General features: G+C 39.8%; 19 protein-coding genes. 12 read left to right on the top strand and 7 right to left on the bottom strand.

Going from position 1 to position 20,249, the window contains the following annotated elements; genetic code table 11:
- The first annotated feature begins 40 nt into the window (after nucleotides 1-40).
- The 5 genes from H5183_RS01065 to nudB all read left to right on the top strand — a co-directional run bounded on the left by H5183_RS01065 (nucleotide 41) and on the right by nudB (nucleotide 4,855).
- Nucleotides 41-1,894, top strand: coding sequence for a monovalent cation:proton antiporter-2 (CPA2) family protein (locus H5183_RS01065; protein ID WP_145240191.1), 1,854 nt, complete (start codon nucleotides 41-43; stop codon nucleotides 1,892-1,894).
- Nucleotides 1,887-2,783, top strand: coding sequence for a LysR family transcriptional regulator (locus H5183_RS01060; protein WP_149982269.1), 897 nt, complete (start codon nucleotides 1,887-1,889; stop codon nucleotides 2,781-2,783). The genes H5183_RS01065 and H5183_RS01060 overlap by 8 nt, the downstream gene beginning before the upstream one ends.
- Nucleotides 2,784-2,899: 116 nt before the next feature.
- The gene (locus H5183_RS01055; RefSeq protein WP_182730686.1) at nucleotides 2,900-3,589 is read left to right on the top strand and encodes a pirin family protein; all 690 of its coding nucleotides are present in this window, start codon (nucleotides 2,900-2,902) and stop codon (nucleotides 3,587-3,589) included.
- Between the two features lie 28 nt (nucleotides 3,590-3,617).
- Entirely contained in the window at nucleotides 3,618-4,346 is a 729-nt protein-coding gene (locus H5183_RS01050; RefSeq protein ID WP_182730685.1) for a sulfite exporter TauE/SafE family protein, read from the top strand.
- A gap of 65 nt (nucleotides 4,347-4,411) precedes the next feature.
- Complete coding sequence (nudB, locus tag H5183_RS01045) at nucleotides 4,412-4,855, top strand: dihydroneopterin triphosphate diphosphatase (protein WP_182717536.1); 444 nt, start codon at nucleotides 4,412-4,414, stop codon at nucleotides 4,853-4,855.
- Between the two features lie 45 nt (nucleotides 4,856-4,900).
- Here the strand turns inward: nudB and H5183_RS01040 are convergent, their stop codons facing one another.
- The 5 genes from H5183_RS01040 to H5183_RS01020 all read right to left on the bottom strand — a co-directional run bounded on the left by H5183_RS01040 (nucleotide 4,901) and on the right by H5183_RS01020 (nucleotide 12,611).
- The gene (locus H5183_RS01040) at nucleotides 4,901-5,779 is read right to left on the bottom strand and encodes a DNA-binding domain-containing protein (protein ID WP_182717537.1); all 879 of its coding nucleotides are present in this window, start codon (nucleotides 5,777-5,779) and stop codon (nucleotides 4,901-4,903) included.
- Complete coding sequence (locus tag H5183_RS01035; protein WP_182730684.1) at nucleotides 5,776-6,717, bottom strand: DUF692 domain-containing protein; 942 nt, start codon at nucleotides 6,715-6,717, stop codon at nucleotides 5,776-5,778. The genes H5183_RS01040 and H5183_RS01035 overlap by 4 nt, the downstream gene beginning before the upstream one ends.
- Nucleotides 6,718-6,730: 13 nt before the next feature.
- Nucleotides 6,731-9,004: a ferritin-like protein gene (locus H5183_RS01030; RefSeq protein ID WP_259397071.1), complete on the bottom strand. Its 2,274-nt coding sequence runs from the start codon at nucleotides 9,002-9,004 to the stop codon at nucleotides 6,731-6,733.
- Between the two features lie 399 nt (nucleotides 9,005-9,403).
- Entirely contained in the window at nucleotides 9,404-10,549 is a 1,146-nt protein-coding gene (locus tag H5183_RS01025; protein WP_145240173.1) for a DUF1624 domain-containing protein, read from the bottom strand.
- Nucleotides 10,539-12,611: a TonB-dependent siderophore receptor gene (locus H5183_RS01020; protein ID WP_182730682.1), complete on the bottom strand. Its 2,073-nt coding sequence runs from the start codon at nucleotides 12,609-12,611 to the stop codon at nucleotides 10,539-10,541. The genes H5183_RS01025 and H5183_RS01020 overlap by 11 nt, the downstream gene beginning before the upstream one ends.
- A gap of 114 nt (nucleotides 12,612-12,725) precedes the next feature.
- Between H5183_RS01020 and H5183_RS01015 the strand changes: the two genes are divergently transcribed.
- Both H5183_RS01015 and H5183_RS01010 read left to right on the top strand, forming a co-directional pair.
- Entirely contained in the window at nucleotides 12,726-12,887 is a 162-nt protein-coding gene (locus H5183_RS01015) for a hypothetical protein (protein ID WP_182730681.1), read from the top strand.
- A gap of 79 nt (nucleotides 12,888-12,966) precedes the next feature.
- Nucleotides 12,967-13,212 (top strand): DUF3297 family protein, encoded by a 246-nt coding sequence (locus tag H5183_RS01010; RefSeq protein ID WP_149982278.1) that lies wholly within the window; start codon nucleotides 12,967-12,969, stop codon nucleotides 13,210-13,212.
- Nucleotides 13,213-13,267: 55 nt separating this feature from the next.
- Here H5183_RS01010 and H5183_RS01005 read toward each other — a convergent pair whose 3' ends face one another.
- Both H5183_RS01005 and H5183_RS01000 read right to left on the bottom strand, forming a co-directional pair.
- On the bottom strand, nucleotides 13,268-14,569 hold the full coding sequence (locus tag H5183_RS01005; RefSeq protein WP_182730680.1) for a DEAD/DEAH box helicase: 1,302 nt from the start codon (nucleotides 14,567-14,569) through the stop codon (nucleotides 13,268-13,270).
- Nucleotides 14,570-14,741: 172 nt separating this feature from the next.
- Entirely contained in the window at nucleotides 14,742-15,932 is a 1,191-nt protein-coding gene (locus tag H5183_RS01000) for an alpha/beta hydrolase-fold protein (protein WP_182730679.1), read from the bottom strand.
- 327 nt (nucleotides 15,933-16,259) lie between these two features.
- Here H5183_RS01000 and H5183_RS00995 point away from each other — a divergent pair, with 327 nt between their 5' ends.
- The 5 genes from H5183_RS00995 (at nucleotide 16,260) to H5183_RS00975 (ending at nucleotide 20,152) form a co-directional block, all read left to right on the top strand.
- Entirely contained in the window at nucleotides 16,260-16,430 is a 171-nt protein-coding gene (locus tag H5183_RS00995; RefSeq protein WP_182730678.1) for a hypothetical protein, read from the top strand.
- A gap of 89 nt (nucleotides 16,431-16,519) precedes the next feature.
- Nucleotides 16,520-17,551 carry a radical SAM/SPASM domain-containing protein gene (locus H5183_RS00990; protein ID WP_182730677.1) on the top strand — a complete coding sequence of 344 codons (1,032 nt, stop codon included), beginning with the start codon at nucleotides 16,520-16,522 and terminating at the stop codon, nucleotides 17,549-17,551.
- Nucleotides 17,541-18,380 (top strand): JmjC domain-containing protein, encoded by an 840-nt coding sequence (locus H5183_RS00985; protein WP_182730676.1) that lies wholly within the window; start codon nucleotides 17,541-17,543, stop codon nucleotides 18,378-18,380. Before H5183_RS00990 ends, H5183_RS00985 begins: the two co-directional genes overlap by 11 nt.
- Nucleotides 18,381-18,486: 106 nt before the next feature.
- Nucleotides 18,487-19,080: a hypothetical protein gene (locus tag H5183_RS00980; protein ID WP_182730675.1), complete on the top strand. Its 594-nt coding sequence runs from the start codon at nucleotides 18,487-18,489 to the stop codon at nucleotides 19,078-19,080.
- Nucleotides 19,073-20,152, top strand: coding sequence for a leucine-rich repeat domain-containing protein (locus tag H5183_RS00975; protein ID WP_182730674.1), 1,080 nt, complete (start codon nucleotides 19,073-19,075; stop codon nucleotides 20,150-20,152). Before H5183_RS00980 ends, H5183_RS00975 begins: the two co-directional genes overlap by 8 nt.
- Nucleotides 20,153-20,249 lie beyond the last annotated feature (97 nt).

Here is a 20,249-nt window from a genome sequence, read left to right as displayed (position 1 = left end):
TAAGGCATAATAAGTTAGCCAGTATTAGCAAAGGACAACTATGTTAGAGATCGCATTAATTTATTTAGCCGCAGCCATTGTTGCGGTGCCTATCGCAAAACGCCTTGGGTTAGGCTCCGTACTCGGCTATTTGCTGGCAGGTATTTTAATTGGCCCGTATTTGCTGGGGTTAGTGGGCGATCAAACGTCTGTTATGCACTTTGCTGAATTTGGTGTAGTAATGATGCTGTTTTTAGTCGGCCTTGAACTACAACCTGCTAGGCTTTGGAAGTTACGCCACTCTATTTTAGGGCTTGGGGGGTTGCAAGTAACCCTAACAGCGGCGGTAATTTTTGCAATTTGTTATTGGTTTATGGCCATGCATTGGCAAACAGCACTAGCAATTGGTTTAATGCTCGCGCTTTCTTCAACAGCAATTGTGCTACAAAGCCTGGAAGAAAAAGGTTGGCTGAAAAATGAAGCCGGCCAAAATGCGTTTTCGGTACTGCTATTTCAAGATATTGCCGTTATTCCTATTTTAGCATTACTACCATTATTGGCGTTTGAGCCAATGTTAAATGCCACCAGCACGCATAATTCGCTAACTGCCGATTGGCCAGTTTGGGGGCAAGTAACCGCCTCAGTAACAGTGATCGCGGCAATTATTTTAGCTGGTAAGTATATTTCTGCGCCACTATTTAGATACATTGCTGAAACCAGAATGCGGGAAATATTCACTGTATTTGCGTTATTTTTAGTGGTAGCGATTGCGCTGATTATGCAAAATGTTGGCTTATCTCCAGCGTTAGGGACTTTTTTAGCTGGTGTGGTACTGGCAGAAAGTGAATTTCGTCATGAGTTAGAGGCCGATATAGAACCCTTTAAAGGACTGTTATTAGGATTGTTTTTTGTCGCTGTCGGTGCCTCTATCGACTTTGCATTGTTATTTAATCAATTTACTTTAGTGGTTACATTGGTTGCCGCTTTAATTGTTGTAAAGGCCGCTGTTTTGTATGCCTTAGCACGAACTTTTAAAATTCATCATACCCAGCAACTGTTATTCACTTTAGCCCTAGCACAAGGTGGTGAGTTTGCTTTTGTACTCCTGACGATGACTAATACATTGCAAATTTTAACCCCAGAACAAAGCAACTTAACCACCTTAGTCGTGGCCATCTCAATGTTAATAGCCCCTTTACTATTAATGCTTTACGACACATTACAAAAACGTAGCAACACAACAACAAAACCTGAGTTTGATAAACCAGAGCAGATAAGCCCAGCCAAACACGTAATCATTGCTGGGTACGGCCGTTTTGGACAAATTATGGGGCGCTTACTGAGCACCCAAGGGTATGATATTAGTGTCCTTGATCACAGTCCTAGCCAAATTGATCTGCTGCGCCGCTTTGGTAATACGGTGCATTATGGTGATGCAGCACGTAAAGAACTACTCGAAGCCGCTGGAGCTGATACCGCACAATTACTGGTTATTGCTATTGATAATGCCGACAAAACTCTCGAAATAGTTAAACTTGTCCGCAAACACTTTCCGCACTTAAAGATTGTGGCGCGCGCTAAAGATCGTCGCCATGCTTACCAATTACTTAATTTGCACGTTGATGCGTTTAACCGAGAAACCGTTGACTCCGCCATCAACCTTGCCGTTGAAACCCTAGAACTATTAGGAAATTCAAAGGAAGACTCGCAGCGCGCAGGACACTTATTTAGAGAGCACGATCGTGCCTCAGTACTGCAACTAGCAAAACTGTGGGGCGATGATCACAGTTATGGTGTAGCAGTACGCCAACGTACTGAAGATCTAAAACAAGTACTCAATCAAGATAAACGTGCCAGAGAATCACTCAATACCTGTGATCAAGGTGACTGCGAGGACAACCATAAAGATGCTTAAAATAACTTTAGAGCAATGGCGTATGTTTAGGGCTGTAGTTGAACATGGCGGTTTTAATCAAGCTTCACTAAAAATTTATAAAAGCCAATCAAGTATTCACAATGCTGTTGGTAAAATTGAGACCGCTTTAGGTGTTAAGTTATTTACTATTGAAGGACGTAAAACCGTGATCACCGAAGCTGGTGAGATGATGATGCGCCGCGCTAATTACCTGCTCGATGAAGCCGCCAAAATAGAAGCAATTGGGCAGACTCTCAGTGAGGGGATTGAAAGCAAATTACGCATTGCTGTTGATGAAGTTTTTCCGCAAGCACTGCTTTATAAAGTACTCAACAATACCTCGGCAATGTATCCATTATTACGTATTGAATTATACGAATCAGTACTGACTGGCGCGAATGAATTACTAGAGAACACCAGTGCCGATATTGCAATATCGGGATTCACTGGCAAAGCCGGGTTTAGTGAAGAGTTGTGCAATATCGAGTTTACTGCTGTTGCGCACCCAGATCATGCGTTACATAGCATCACTCGACCTATCACCCTTGAAGATTTAAAATCGCACCGACAAATTGTGGTACGCGATTCTGCCTTACACAATAAACAAGACGGTGGCTGGTTAGGTGCCGACCAGCGCTGGACAGTAAGCCATATGCGGACTTCCATTGATATGATCAGCAACGGCTTAGGCTTTGCTTGGCTACCTAGCACAGCGATTACCAATCAGTTAGCACAAAATCGGCTCAAGCCCCTTAATCTTAGCCACAATAGTAAGCGCAGTGCCATGCTACATTTACTATTTAAAGACGGTGATCGCCTTGGCCCGGCAGCGCGCACATTCATTGGCGAGTTACGATATCAAGTAATGCAGGCTGATCTTGATTGCTAACCAAGGGCTTTCATTCTATTAATTAGAACGAATAGTCCTTTTAAAAGCGATTTTAATCTTCCTTATAAAACTTATACTGCTGCTATTCAAATTAGCGTTTAATCAGGAGTTAAGTTATGCACTACATACGCAAAGCCAGCGAGCGCGGCCAAGTTGATCTTGGTTGGTTACAAAGTCAGCATAGTTTTTCATTTGGCCATTACCATGATCTAAAACACATGGGGGTGTCGGTGCTTAGAGTGATCAACGAAGATAAAGTACTTGCTGGTCAAGGCTTTGGCACTCACGGACACCGAGATATGGAAATAATTTCCTATGTCATTTCCGGCGCATTAAAACACCAAGACAGCACTGGTAATGAATACATTGTTCCTGCTGGTGACGTGCAACGGATGAGTGCCGGTAGTGGCATTATGCACAGCGAATATAATGCTTCAAATTCAGCAACAGCGCACTTTTTACAAATTTGGATACAACCCAAATTGCGTGGTATAGCCCCTAGCTATGAGCAAAAAAGTATTCCGCAAACAACTCAGCTTACACCACTTGTTACACCAAATGGCGAACACGGCAGCGTGAGCATCAACCAAGATGCTAGTATCTATCGTTTAAAACTTGATAAGGGTCAATCGCATGCATTGCAAACAGCGGATAGAAAAGGTTATTTGCATATTATCTGCGGGAATATAGACGCTAACAAGCAAAATTTTAGTAACGGCGATGCCTTTGCACTAAATCGCAATGAACGGGTAACATTAACAGCCACCAGCAGTTTAGAAGCGCTGTGGTTTGATCTACCAGCATAAAGTAAATAATCAGTAAGTAGAAAAACCAATGACAGTAACAACCCTCTCTATCATCGCATTTGTCGTATTGCTCACCGGCGTGTCAAAATCAGGCTTTGCAGGAGCGCTTGGAGTGTTTAGTGTCCCTTTACTAATGCTAGTGATGCCCCCTGTTGCCGCAATCGGTTTGATGCTACCAGTACTTATTGTTGCCGATGTCTTTAGTTTAAAAAGTTACTGGCAACAATGGGATATACAGCAACTTAAACGCTTACTACCGGGTTTATTGGTAGGCGTAGTTATTGCACATGCGTTAATTGGCTGGTTAGATGCGGCGTTTATAAAAACAGCGATTGCTATTTTATGTATAGTGTTTGCTATTCGCAGTTTAGCCTTTAGCAAGTTTACTTTGAGTGCCTTAAATAGCCGTTTAGGTGCCTTCTCTATGGGCGGTTTAGCCGGTATTGCAAGTACCTTAGTACATGCTGGCGGCCCACCTTTAATAATGTATTTCAGTACCATTAAGTTAGCACCGAAACGATTTGTCGCAACTGTGGCGATTATTTTTGCGATGATGAATGCCGTCAAGCTTATTGGCTTTATTAGTCTGGGCTTAATCGAAATAAAGTGGGCATTAATTGCACTTGCCAGCTTGCCGATTGCTTTTTGTGGTAATCGTTTAGGGATCTGGTTGCAGGGCAAACTCAATACTGCGCAGTTTCTGAAAATAATGAATGTACTACTCTTGTTGCTGGGTATTTGGTTGTTAGTGATGTGATCTGGCTAGTTAAACATTTCGTAGTTAGGTAAACTGATTCAACAAACGCTATTTAAGGCTCTATTTTGTTAAATAACCAACCACTTCGTAAACCCTTCTCTGTACTGGTTGTTATTTATAAAAAAAATAAAGACTGTTTACTGATCCAACGTACCGATGATGCTAACTTTTGGCAATCAGTCACCGGCGGGATTGATGAAGGCGAAACGCCTATTGTGACAGCTTACCGTGAGCTATTAGAAGAAACAGGGATAGATGCCCGCGCACTGGGTTTAACAATACGTGATCACCAAAAAACCAATCAATATACCATTAGAGAGTCATGGCGACACCGCTATCAAGCCAATGCGTTAATTAATACTGAGTATGTTTTTAGTATTTGCGTACCCGATGATATCGCCATTACTTTAGATCCGAATGAGCACACTGATTTTATTTGGCTAACGCAACAACAAGCGGCTGACAAAGCCTGGTCGCCAAGTAATCGCGATGAAATCTTGGCGCTATAGTTTATTTAATTGTTATCAATTAGGTTAACTGCTTACTTGTAGCACTTATTGAAACAATAAGCCCATATTGATTGCTTGTGGCAACCACATCATTGCGTCTGAGGTTAACTCATCGCTAGAAACCTCTAGCTGTAATGCTGTTTGCTTAATCGCCATATTAAAGCTACTTCCTTGTATACAAAAACCGAGTAGCAAATACTGCCAATGAGCTAAAGACCAGACTCTAAATCTATAATGTATACGTGTTAAAGCAAGGTAACATGGTTGCTGAATAGGTAAAATCAACTCATCAGGCATTACTTCTAATTTTGCTATGCAGGCTTCAATTTGTGAAATGAGCTCTAAAATAGGGTAATCTAATGTTATTACCCGCAAACAAGGCGCCGCTTGAATATCAGTATTATTTACTAAACACGTGAGCATTTGCTGTTCGATAGAAAGCTCGGTTGCCGTTACATTTTTTTCAAGACCTTGGGCTACTAACACCTCAGATTTGGTGCGTTCAAATAAGGCTATTTGAGCAGGTAAATCGACCATAGTTTGTTGAGCAACATCGATTATACCTTGTGGTTTAGTTTGTGCTAAAAATTCGGCAAATTGCTCACCTAAATAATATAGACTCCAACTTTTAGAAGGCACCGTCACAATAAATGCTTTAGCAAATGTGGAAAATAACGAATCTCCCATATACTGCGCCAACAATGAAAACTCACAACGTAAACAATCCACAAGCCTTAGCACATAACCTGCAGCGTAAATATCTACTCGCTGCTGGGCTGAAATTTTATCTGTACTTTTAATTAGCGTATCAAGCATAACGCCATCATGCGCATATGCCTGTAAGAGTTTATCATCCAAATCACCACGAACAATTAATACTGTTTGCAACCAATGTTGCACTTGCCTCAATGAATGTTCACTCATAATTTCTCTTTAGCTAAAACCAGCGGTGTAGAAATACAACCTTGTTGATGGTTATTTTGTACTGGAGCATGAGGAATTTGACCCGCTAATACAGTTTTAGCTTTGTTTAACTCAGCGACTAATTCAGGAAACGCAGGAATATTTGCATCCCATTCCAGTAAAGTCGAGACAGGCCCACATAAAGATTGCGCGAGTTGATACAATTCCCATACAGGTTCAGGAACTGGTTTATCATGGGTATCTATCAAACAATGCCCGCTGAGTGTTGGCCCCGCCAAATGCATTTGCACAATACTTTTAAGCGGTAAGTTTTTTATATATGTCTTTGGGCAAAAACCGTGATTATACGCCGACACATAAACATTATTAACGTCTAGCAGCATAGCACACTGTGTTTGTTCGACCAGCTGCGTAAAAAACTCCGGCTCCGTGAGCGACGAGTTTTGAAACTCTAAATAAGTAGAGGGGTTCTCCAGCACTAATGGCCGCTGTAAAAAGTCTTGTACCTGATTAACCCGGTTAATAACATGCTTTAAGCTTTCCTCAGTAAGCGGCATAGGTAGTAAATCGTGGCTATTTACTCCTGCAAAGCCTGTCCAACATAGATGATCTGATATCCACGCTGGTTTTACAAAATCCGCCAATACTTTTAACTTTTCTAAATAGTCAAAATCAAGCGCAGAGCTACTGCCTATATTCATAGACACACCATGCATAACAATAGGGAAATCAGTCATCAATTGTTCTAATACATGACGGCCATAGCCATAATTATCGATGTAATTTTCACTAATGATCTCAAACCAATCAACCCCTGTTACTGGTTTTTGCATTAAGTACGGATAATGCTCACTGCGCAACCCCAAACCAAAGCCTAGCGGGTTTATTTGCTCAATAGCAGAAGCAGCAAAAGGCTGCTTCTGTATGTATGATGTCATGTATTCAATCCAATTAAGTTGAAGGCGGAAGCGCTAAGCGAATATCATCTGCAGGTGGCGGCGTAGTTTGCACTCCTTTTGCATTACAATAGGCCTGCCACGCGATACAGTAAACCGCATCACCTTCTTTAAATGGCATTTGCTCTAGAACTTTACCTGTTTCTGGGTCGGTATATGGTTTAGCCGTAGATGCATAGTCTGGTCCATCACCAAATTCAAATAATTGCATCTGGGGTTTTGCTGATGGCTCTTTTGGGAATAGCTGCGAGGCAGAAATCGGCACAGCACAGCCACCTAAATTATTACATTTGTTATTTGCAGGAGCGCTAAATGGACCATCAGCAGGGGCGCTACCACCACAGCTTCCTCCCGGTGTTGTGCTATGCACAAACCCACACCCACCTTGCGCTTTGCAATTGTTCGAACCTTTACAGCTGTGGAACACTGTTGCGGGAGGCAAATTATTTGAATTTTCTTTTGTATAATCCATACCTTGGCATGCATGGTATAAAACATCCTTAGACATATCCGCAATACCCGCAACCAGATCTGGAGCCTGCCCTGTTGTAGCCCAACAAATAGATACTCGATCGCCCGAACCACCCATTGCAGGACCTGGAAACTCAGTCGTTTTACCACCCCAATAGCGATCCAATGCTGTGGTAAGTCCTTTTAAAGTGCCAACCGCTGATTCACTAAAAATTTGATGTGTTTGTGCACGACGTTCAGGGCTAGAAAACAAATTATTCAATGCTTTTTCTACATCAACTACAGCAGGTAAATCTGGGTGCTTATGCTTAGCCTTATCGCCACCTTGCGGGTTAAGCATTGCTACTGTAAATTTACCGCACAAGTTATGCCACGTTTGCCAGGTCATATACACTTGGGCCGCGTTGTTATCACTGTAAGATTGACCCTCTTGGTATTCATATTGAATAATCAAATCAAGTACATCAGCAAAGGTAATAAAATGATCTTTTTTAGTATTTGTAATACGTGCGCATGCAATACCAGATAACGGAAGTGGCTTTTGCCCAGCGCTATCCGCTGGGTAATCTTCTTTTAGGTTATCAGCATTAGGTTGAAACTTAGCAGCGACCTGATGATCATCTGCCTCAATCGGTGTGCTTTTCAATGCTACCGTTTGTTGCTGCAAATACGTTATTACCCAACTCTCTGCCGCCCAGCGGCTGCAGATTTCAGAAACAACACCTTTACCTTCACCTTGATCCGTTATTGCATTGATATTATTAACAATTTCAATTTTTAACTTATCTAGATCATTACTTTCATTGATTGAACCATTAATCCCCGGGTATTGCGGTTTATATTCGGCTGAGTCACGAGTATTAAAGTAATCACGTTGCACGGAATCAGGTTTAGCTGGATTCACCAAAATATCAATTAAGCTACTACCATCCTCATACACAATTTCAAGATAGTCCCAATAACAGCAATACATATGCCCGATAGAACCAAACATAGGTAAATCAACTTCTGTATCTGTTGCTTTAAACCAATCAAAAGGAGCTGTTTCAAAGTATTTAGGGCGAACTCCATCTAAATCTTTATTAATTATTAATTTTTTTGCACTTTCCTCGGTTTCTTCAATCAATAAAAACAGTAAAGCCTGCTCTTTTGTCAATGCAGCTGCATTGACTCGCATATCTTGTAGCGTTTGACCCTGAAAGTGAGTTGTAAAGTATTCTTTCACTTTAGGGCTAAGTTTTGATAAATCACGGCTGCAGTCTTTAAAATCTAAGATATGCGGGATTTGCGTTGTATCGTCATAACAATGCCAACCAAACTTTTCTGTTTGCAGTGCATTACTGGTAAATGAAGGAGTTAGATTTAGTTTACTGGCGATATTAGAAGCCAACTGTAAATGCAGCATTTCTTCTATAAACACACTATAAACAGCATTAAACGCCTGTTCATTTACGCTCAGTGGCTTGCTGGGTTTTGGCGTTGGAGTAATATCTAATTTTGCTATTCGTTCATTAGGAATAAAGCCTGCTGTTGCCCCTAATCCAGGCCATAAACGCTCGGGATACAAGCCTTCATCCCCACCTATTGCATGCATGCCTTGTATTGAATACAGACCTGTCATATATAACGGGATGGTAAATAACTCAACGTTAATCGCAGCTTGTGCGATGGCTTTTATACACGCAATATCAGCGTCTTTGTAACTTACGGGACGCTCTTTAATTTTTTTGTATTGTTTGATGCTGACTTTAAGATCAAGATCGAGGTTAATCCTTACCGCCTTTTGTGCACTCTGCATTTTCAATTGCTCCATGATGACAGTTATATGCGACCAAGAAACTTGTCGCGTAAGTCAAATGAGTGTAGAAGGTTTCATCAGCGATGCAGTATTACAATACATTACAAAAGTAGATATTTGGTACAGAAGTAAAACTAATACTTTATTCAAAAACAGTAAAAAGCGCGTTGATAAGCACATTAAAGTGGCGTCCGTTCACCCAACAAGCATTATGCTGTTTCGGCTCAGTAATATCGTTTACCCGCTAGTAGCAATCATTTTACTGCGAATATTTACCTCTATCGGCATCATTGTAGATTTGCAAGTAAGATTTAATACTGAATATCCTTGTTATACCCAGCCCCAAAAGCTAGGTATAACAAGTGGATAAATAGCCGGCGCTATAACCGCTGTTTGTTACTATAAATACTTTAACCAAGGTTTATTTGCTTTGCGCTTATAGTGACTAAATGCCTTAGTTGGCCAATATAACGTAACGGCTAACACAACCGTAATTAACCAAATCCATGTAATATCATTTACGGCAAAATATGCACCATGATTAGCACCAAAAATAGCACTGCAAATTGTGTATAAAATCAATAAAACGTAAAGATGAAAAATATAAAAGAACATTGGCACCGAGCCATACACTCTTAAAGCATTACTAAAGCGATTTAACGGACGCTCAAAAAACCATAAGCCAAAAAACATCAGTGCTAAAGTGATTAATAAAAAGCTCAGTGAAGGTGGATATTTGGTAACGTTAAATATCGACATAGCCGTTTGCACTGCTGTTGAAAACTGCTGCCAAGGTAGCGTTTCGCCATAGATATTTAAGCCGCGTAAAATAGCAAATAACGCTATACACGCTAAGCCCAAACCAATCAGCCACTGTTTACGATCTTCACTGTCTCGGTTATGTGCATACAGTGGGCCTGCGCAGTAACCAAGTAATATAACCCCAATCCAAGGTAATACTGGGTAACTGATTTTGACATTAACTAAACCACCTTCAGAGATAAAGCCGCGATCGTGCAGAATAGTCCATAAGGTATAACCCCACTCATCAGGACTGAAGGTAATTGGTGTAAGTAAGTTATGACCAAAAACAATCAATAAACCCAATGCTAACAATAGTCGTTGCGGTAAGTTAATTAGTAATGCCAGAGCCAGCATACACAGGCCAATAGCCCATATCACTTGTAGAAAAATAGTCGGGATAAACCAAATCCACAAAAAGCAAATAACCGTAACTTCAAGGGCAATTAAAAACAACCCCCGCTTAACTAAAAAACTACGTGCAGAGCGCACTTTACCTGAGCTTGGATGGCTATAAAGCCACGCCGAAAGCCCTGTTAAAAAGATAAAGGTTGGCGCGCAAAAGTGCGCAGCAAAACGGCTCCAAAACAGCCCTGGAGAGGTAACGTCAACATCCATTGGGTCTAATACCGGCATTTGCGAGAAAAAACGCTCTCGCACATGATCAAGTAGCATGAGTAAGATAACCACGCCACGCATAATATCGATACTGTGAATACGGTTTTTAACTTGTTCAGAAGTCATATGTTATACCCAATTTAAACTGTGTTGGTGCACCAGGGTAGGCCCATAATGCGTTGTAGCTACTGGCTATGTAGCTTTCATCAAATACATTATCAACATTAAGTGAAACATTTGTCCGTTCAGTCGCCTGCCATTGAGCAAATAAACCCACCAGCTGATAACTTGGTAAGTTAAAAGATAAGCTTATTGGGTCGCCCAGTCGCTCTGAAATATATTGATAATGACCACCAAATTTAATGTCTTGCTCAAGTACACGGGTATTGTGATTTAAAGAAAGCGAAAAATTATTTTTTGGTACGTTAACTAACGGGCTACCTTTAGGAATAGGCTCTAACCACTCAACATTAATCATGTCTTTGGCCGTTTCAGCCTTTACGTAAGCATACGAAAGTGTGTACTGAGTGTTTTCACCTAAACTACCAGTCAGATCAACCTCAATACCTTTACTGGTTACTTTACCAATAGGTTTTGAATAACCCTTATCATCAGCCACCAACATGTTGCCTTTGCTAGCATCAAATAAAGCGATGGTACCGCTAACGTTGTCAAAGCCAAACTTCACACCCACTTCAAAGGAATCACTTTCTTCAAAACCAAACGATTTACCCTTAGCATCAGTACCACTTAAAGGTATAAACCCTTCGGAATAGCTGGTATAAAGGTTAATCGCATCATTTAGCTCATATACCATCCCTAGCCGTGGGCTAAGTCGGTTCATCGTGCTATCTGAGGCAACGCCTGACTTAGTCTCGAAAATATTCTGCTTAATTTCATCAAACCGCAATCCCAGCATTAATTTAAAACGCTCGGTAAGGTCTAACTGATCTTGTACATAAATACCGTATGCCTTTTGCTTTTCGTTGTTTTCATACAGTTGCGCAACATCGGGGCCTTGCCCTTCACTGTAGTTTGGCTGATAAATATTTAATGTGTACGTATCTTTACCACCACGATAACGATAAAGCCCAGTGCGAAGCTCATAGTCATACCCATCAACACCAATCAAAACATGGTTAGTGATATCAGCAAGATCAAAATGACCACTTAATTCTGCGCGTACTGACAAATCATTAGAGTAATAATCTCTATAACGGTGTTGACGCGTAAGCATAGGATTATCTAAAGACAAAGTCTGTCTTGGAGGAGATAGTTCAGCATCAGACGAAAAACCTGTTAACGTAGCGGTACGATGGTTAGCGCCCAATAAGAGTGACCAGTCGCGATTAAAGTCATAGTCATAATTAAGTTGGTGTCCGCGAGAGTGCACTTTAGTTGGCGCATCATTAGGGTTACCTAAAAAGCGACTTCTAGGTACGGTGTCAAAATTATCGTTAAGTACAACAATACCTCGGTCATACATTTGCTGCTGGTCAACGTACTCAAACTCATACGTTAATGACGATTTATCATTGATGCTGTAATACAAAGAAGGCGTGATCACAAACTTATCATGATGTACGTGATCTCGAAAACTGTCACTATCTTGCCATGCACCATTAATTCGAAATGCAATATCTTCAGTTAGGCCGTTAGTGTAATCACCTTGCACACGTTTATGATCTTCACTGCCAAGTTCAGCTTTTAACTGGCCTTGCTGATAGAACTGTGGTTTTTTAGTAATGATATTAATTGTACCACCTGGTTCAGAACGACCATAGAGTGCAGAACCAGGACCTTTTAACACTTCAATATATTCAATGTTAGATACATCACGTGGTCCCGCAAAACCTCGCCCACCACTAAAGCCATTAATTAAATAGCCGGATGGCATATTTTCATTACCCGATAGCCCCCGTATAGAGTAGCTATCCCACAATGCCCCGCCATTATTTTTACGAGAAATACTGGCAGAAAAATCCAGTGCATCTCTAAACTTGGTAATGCCATTATCAACCATCATTTCTTTACTTAATGTGGTAATTGACTGCGGTAATTCTTTAAGCGGAATATCGCCTCTAAAGGCTTGCTTATGTGCAATAGTGATGGTTTCTATATCTGATTCTGTGGCATTAGAGCCAAAAGAAAGTGCTGCAAAGGCAAGAGTTAATGCTGAGTACTTCATGATCCACTTTAATGATTGCTAGTCTTATTTGGCTATAATATAACATAATTGCAAAGCAGTGATACAATATAACGTTCTATTTAATAAAAATAAATAATACCAACCCTAAACGCTATGGTGCCAGCTACTCTGCAACTTATTCGTAAATGGCATTGGCCTGAGCAAGAGCAAGCGACTAACCTCACTATGCGCTTTTATTATTACTGTGACAAAGATGTCACTCGTGACGAAATAATTAGTCACTGCATCAAACAATCTGAGCAAGTGTGCAGTTAATTTATTTTGATCAGTATATTGAGCCTAAGGCCTGTATTGCCTACAATGGCACACAATATATTCAATGCAGATCACAATTATGACTGATACAAATAAACCAGAATTACCAGATCAACTTTCGATCAACCCACGTAGCAAATTTTATGTAGAAGAAGTATTCGAGCATGAAATTGGCATTACACTTAACGGCAAAGAGCGTTTTGACGTTGAAGAGTACTGCATCAGTGAAGGTTGGATCAAAGTAGCCGCGCCTAAAGCGCTAGACCGTCGCGGCCAGCCATTACTTATGAAAGTAAAAGGCACAGTAGAAGCGTTTTATAAGTAAACTAACTGTTTACTGTAAATGAAAAAGCCGACTGAAGTCGGCTTTTTTGTGTTTGTTACTTACGCCTCCAGCCACTCCACACATCATCTTCTTGGTTGGCTTTATTTTTCTTCTTTTTCTTACCAGTGCCTTCAGGCTTGGCCATTGGTTTGTCATTTTTAAGCGCCTCGGCGGCATCAAGGTTGGCTTGGTTTACGGCAAAGCCTGTAACCCCTTCGCGTTCTAAACGTAGCTTGTTTTTCTTCTCAATGATTTTAAAGTGATGAAAGTCTTCATAATCAATTAACGATAACGCTAAACCTACCTCACCAGCACGACCGCTTCGGCCAATACGGTGCATATAATCAGCAGGGCTGCGCGGTAAATTAAAGTTAATCACTACTGGCAGTTTGGCAATATCTAAACCGCGGGCGGCAATGTCAGTGGCTATTAGCACTTCTATTTCGCCGTTTTTAAACTTTTCAATTACCCGAGTACGTTCACTTTGGCCTTTATCACCATGGAATACTTGCGCATTCACGCCGCGCTTTTCAAGCTTACTGGCTAAGTGCTCACAGTCTTTTTTGGCGTTGACAAAAATCAGTGCCTGGCGCCATTGGTGAGTTTTAATTAAATGCGCTAAAACCGTGGTTTTTTCGCCTTTATTTACCGTAAATACACGCTGTACTAAAGTGCTTTCGTCTTTGCTTTGTAGTTGGATTTCAACCGGATTGTTTAGCAGCTCTTGGGTTAAAAACTTAACTTGCTCAGGGAAAGTCGCTGAGAACAACATGGTTTGCTTTTTAGCAGGCATTAACGCCAACAACTCAGCAAGCTCTTCAGTAAAACCTAGGCTCAACATGCGGTCAGCTTCATCAAGCACTAAAGTTGAAACTTTATCGAGCTTAATCGCATTACTTGAGATCAAATCAAGCAAGCGCCCAGGCGTTGCCACGATGATATCTGCACCGCCACGTAATGCCTGCATTTGGGTATTAACCGACACACCACCAAACACCGCCACCGTTTTAATCGCGCCATTAAAGTTTGCAGAGTATGACTTAACGCTATCGGCTACTTGTGTAGCCAGCTCGCGTGTTGGTACTAAAATTAGCCCAGATACAAAGTTACCTTTGCTCGGCGTTTTATTAGTGTTTTGGGCTAAAAACAGCGCTTGTAGCATAGGTAATGCAAAGGTTGCTGTTTTACCTGAGCCGGTATTCGCCCCTGCAATTAAGTCACTTCCCGCCAAGATACTTGGAATTGCTTTTGCCTGAATCGGCGTAGGTTGCGTATATTCAAGATCAGACAATCGAGCTAGTAGCTCTGGGATAAGGCCAAGTTCGTTGAAATTACTAGGATTTGCGGCTGAGGTCATAAAAAGTGCGGGCTCATTGCTAAAAATAGCCTATAATTTTAGCGTATTTAGCGCTTATTAAGTAGGGGTTAGTGGTTTAAATAGTATTTAGTTGCCGCCAATAAAAAAGACGCTTTAGCGCCTTTTTTATTTAAAACTTCTAACTTATTGTTATTTCACAGTAACTAAAAAGCTAATTACGCTCATCAAACTCTGCTTGTAACCTTGTATTTGCATTTTTTAACGCATCAAAATAAGGGTAAGTAGTGTCTGCAAGCTCTAATGCTGCTTTTAAATACTCTAGCGCTTTTTTAAGATTGCCCTGCATTTCATAGCCATAACTTAGCCCCCATAATGCATCCACAGATTTGAGGTGATGTTTAATATTATGCTTGAATACTGCAATTGCTTGCTCAAACTGCTTTGTATTTACAAGATTGTAGCCAAGTTGCCTAACCGCTGCCTCTGGTGGCGATATCTGCTCGCCCCATTGTTGAGATAAGTTTTGATAATAAGTATCAATAGAGGCTACATCGTCAGTTAAAGCACTCATAGGCATTTGCTTAGGTAGAAATAGGTGGTAATAGGCATTAAATGCCCCAGCGACGGAAGTCAGATCATGTGACACACCATCAAATGCATCACTAAAGAAACGCAAATTTGCTAACTTATTCGATTGCAATGATTGTTGTAAGTCATCGTACCTTTCACGCATTATGCCAGCTTCTTCGCCGATATTGATATAAACGTAACTGTTAAGCTCTTTCGTTTTAGCGATAAACGATTTTGTGCTTTTTACCGATGCGCCATAGTTCCACCAAACCGCAGGGCTATACGCAATATGCGCTTGAAATAGTTCAGGGTTTGCCTGCAACGCATATAGCGCAAATACACCTCCAGCGGAGGCGCCAGCAATAACCTTATAGTCATGCGTGCGATAGTTCTTATTAACTAAAGGAATGAGCTCTTGCTCAAAGAACGCTAAAAACTTATCAGCATCGCCCCCTTCACCGACAGGCCCTTGTGGCTCTTTATTCACTGTAGGATAAAAATCTCTGAGTCGATTAGTGCTTTCAATAGCGACAATAATAACCTCAGGCGCACGATTATCATTTTGTAAACGCTCAATAACAGCACTTATGAGCGGTATATTACCCGCTCCATCTAAGCGATAAATGACTGGATAAACCTTATTTGGCTCAGCTTGATAGCTCTTTGGTAATTGCACTGCAACTGTGCGCTCTTCATTTAAAACAGCCGATTTAAAAGTATGCGTGTGCACAGAGTAATCTGTACTTTGTTGTTTAGTGTTAGATTGTGCAAAGGTATTTTGTGAACTAAAAACAAAAAAGCTAACAAAACACAGAGTGGTGAGTAAACGCATAACTAATCCCTTAGAGAATAATGAGTTACTTAAGCTAACAGAGTTTCAGGCACAAAAAAAGGCGCATTGAGCGCCTTTTTTCTTTAACAGGTGTGCGACTATAATAAAGTTTGATAAAAATATAGCTTTTTAAAAGCAATAAATTAGCTAAGGTTTGATATTTTTATGCAAAATAATCATGAGCTAGGTTGTGAACTTACCCTGGGGAATTACCCAGTGAGCGTATGGTTCTAACTAAAAATGTTGATATGACAATATTTCTCTTTATATAACCACTTGCTTACTGTAGATTATATTTTTTTAAGTAAAAAGATTTAAGGTGGTAATATGGAAAATTCCTCTGAACAAAAAGTATCTACTCAACATTCAAACTATGAGTTTAAACCTGATTTTGGTGCAGCCTTAGAAAGAGAAGTTAATAATGAACATCCAAGCCCAAGTGAGTCTGTAGATACAGATATAGCTGACAGCTTTGGAAGTTGGCGTGAGTGGGATTAGTTTAAAAAATTAAGAGCGTTAAAAGCGATAGTTTTATTGGTATCTTAAGCTATCGCAACTACCCTAATTAAAGTAAATAAGGATGTATATTGAATATCCATCATGGAAGATTTCAACTTGAACAAACATACCTTCTATTAACCAGGAAATGTAACCTATCTTGCAGTCATTGTATCCGCTCTTCAACACCTCACTTCACTGAGATGATAGATAAAAATTTAGCATTTAAGATTATTGACGAACTCGCCTTTGTGCGAAGTGATTCCGTAATATTAATCAGCGGGGGGGAGCCGACCCTGCACCCTTCATTCTATAAAATTGTAGAAAAAAGTGCTAAAAGCTTTAGAAAAGTAGTCGTTAATACGAACGGTTTAAGGTTTAGTCAACTTAAAAGAGTTGCTGACTTTGAAAATGTCTCTATTCAAATCTCTTTAGATGGTGATGAAAAAACTCACAATGGCATTAGGGGAGAAGGTACTTTTAAGAAAACTCTTATTAACATTAATAAACTGTTTGATTTAGGTGTTAATGTTACGATAGCCTCTACAGTAACAAGGCATAACCTTCATTCTTTCAATAAACTTGACCATGCTTTATCACAAATAAACTTTTTATACTGGAACGTAAAACGTGTTGTTGGGTCTGGTAGGGCTGATGACAGTGATGATGTTATAACTCCAGAATGGAACAAATTTGTTTCGAAAGTAAAACACGAATCAACAAACTCTCGGCGCTTAAGAATTTCACCTATGTTTTCCGAAACTGCTATCTACAACTCAGCCAACATATCTAAAGAATCTAAAAACTCAAGCTTGCTGGCACAAAATTGTGGCACTGGTAGATCTAAACTGTATATAAACCCTAATGGAACTGTATACCCGTGTGCTTGTATGGAAGAAAATATTACTGGCGACTTTAAAATAAACACCACGGATGAGATCCTAAATGGATTAAGTACCTTGCCAATAAAACCTAAATTAGAAGCGAGTTGCCACACATGCCCAGCTTGGGAGTTATGTCATGGTGGTTGTCCTGGCGCTTCCAGTAGAGCCCGATTCCCTAACTTGGGAGATCCTAGGTGCTCAAATGCATTAAAAAGTATTATACACTATGAAATTTAAAGAGTTTCTCCTTCAAGAAAGTACTATTGACTTCTTTCAAAATTACTGGGGAAAAGATTTTTTGCATATAGCAAATATCCCATCAGCCTTAAAAATCAAAACACCTTCTAATTTATTAACTAAAATCTTAGAACAACCTAGACTCAAATATCCCCAAATTAGAGTATTGAGTGGAGGGGGAGCATTAAGCCCTATTTTATATACAAAATCGAGTGAACACGGCTTAGATGAAACGATAGATCCAAAAAAAATAGCTTATCTAGCTTGTAAACCAAACACTGTCAAAGTGGAAAACCTAGCTTCACTTTTACCAGAGTTCAAACTTTGGGATAACTTATTTTCGACGCTTTTTTCATCTAGGATCACTCTTAACGGGTATTTCTCATTTGGACCCAGCGACGGGATCCCTATTCATTTCGATCCTCATCATATATTTGCTGTGCAACTTTACGGGCAAAAAGAATGGTCTCTTGGTGCGGAACAGTCTCAGCTATATCCACATAAAGCTGTCACAATTCTCAACGATTCAGAAGATATATCGCCACGTAAATTAACGCTTAGTGAAAACGAAATATTATATTTACCACCTGGGCGAACACACTCAGTAAGGACTGAAAAACAATCTATTCATATAGCCATTGGCATACATACACCGCGATGCTTTCACTCTATTTCAGATTTAGTTGAGAGAGCTACTATTCGCCACCCAGAGCTTAGAGCCGACCAGCCTTTTTCTGTTACTGAGGATAGCTTAACTTTCAAAGAATTAAGCAAAAGTGATATTAAAATAATTTGCGATATTTTGCTTTCATCTGTAAATGATGATTAGTTTTTTTGATTTATCGAAGACAGAGTTAACCCCATTTATTAATAAGCTTTGGCGCTCTAGCTCAAGGAATGTTTCTCTGTATATTAGAGGCTCTTCATTACTACCCATGGAGTCTAATTTAAGTAAGCCTATTGATATTGATTTTTTATTGTTCGCTAATGGCGAAATAAATAAGATAAAAACAATATCAGCAGAGATATCAAGCTATGCAAATGAAGCATCTCCTTTAACTCCACACCTTGATATTAAAGTTATCAACTGTAGTGTTGAAAACTCTGAATTATTATTTAATACCTTATTAGTTACAAAAACAGGCAAGTTGTTATATGGAAAAGACTTATCGGTCTCTACCGCACTTCTTATCAATAAGCAGCGTGAGATTATACTTTTTACACTACTTGAAGCTGAGTCAAAGTTGAATTCAGTCATCCAAACCTCAAATAAAAGAATTCAAAGTAAACGTGTTCCCCACCTATCAAAGGCAATATTACGCATTGCGGGCCTATTAAGATTAAAAGAAGATTATTATACGCGCTCTCCTGAGAGTTGCGCCGACGTTTTAAATAAAATGTACCCTAAGATAATAAAGCATGTAGCGATTATCCTTCACAGTTTTAAGCACCCTTTATTAACTGATGAGTTATTAATATCTTACTCTATCGTACTTAACGAAATTAAACAGGATGTAGAACTTGCATAATATATTTGGTGGCAGCACATGCCAAAAAGTGGCGTTGCAGTTTGAGGAGCACTTACAAGATGTAATAGTTTTTTCAATATGCTCTGATGAACGTTTGCCTGATGGGCTAGAAGAGCATCTGCGAGATGAAAAAGGACCTCAACATTTATTAATTGTTGGCGACTTCATGTCGCTTCCACCACCTAAAGATGAAAGCCCCGCCTCTTACGAAGCCATAAAACTAATACTAGCGAACTCTGAAGTAAAGCTGATAAATGTGGGCTGGGTAAACGGTGCAAACATAGGGCCTAACTTGCATCAAAGCATAAAATGGCATGCTTTTCATTCATCACAAAATACACCTGCTGAAAAGAAAGATACATCCCTGATAAACGATATAAACTTTGTATGTAGTAGTGAGAGAGAAGTTTATCATCATGTATGTAAATTGCTTAACTTCTCTGTTTATGTGGGTGTCAAAAATGATAAAATTGTGACAATTGATCTGACTGATAATCAGCCATACCCTAGAGGGCTTACTAACAATTTACCTAATAAGCAGATATTAGAACTGTGGCATATTGTTTCTCAGCTACAGTATTTAAAAAAAATAAATGCATGTTTTAACGAACTGTCATTTTTGCCAAATTTTTCATCTTTCACTCAGTTAGAGAAACTTGATCTAAGGGGAAATCCACGCCTAGACTTTCATGAATTACATTCAGCAAAAACACTTTCGAGCCTCAATATATCAGCATGCTCTTTGTTAGAACTGCCCAGTTCAATTAATTCACTACCTAACTTAAGATCATTATTAGCATACAAAAACCACATCACTGATATATCTAATATAAAGTTTCCGAAATCGATTGAACGTATATCTTTGTACAGAAACAAAATTAGTAATAAAGTTTTAAACTTAGGTCACTGTGACAAGCTTCAAGAAATAAACTTAGGTGCTAACCCTATTCAAAATATGACGTTGGTAACCTCACCCACTCTGCACACCTTACAACTTAGGGTAAGGTATGCAAAAAATGATATAAACATTTCAGCCAGTGAAAACACCTCTTTTTGCATCCGTGAAGATTAGGTAACAGCTACGCAGTTTTATCAAACTATGTCAGCTTTACACCTATTTAGACCTTACCTTGATTAGGTTACATTCATTGTTGAATAAAATTTGTGCT

The sequence above is a fragment of the Pseudoalteromonas sp. SR44-8 genome, from assembly GCF_014163635.1.
Lineage (GTDB): Bacteria > Pseudomonadota > Gammaproteobacteria > Enterobacterales > Alteromonadaceae > Pseudoalteromonas > Pseudoalteromonas rhizosphaerae.
This window is presented reverse-complemented; position numbering and strand designations above follow the sequence as displayed.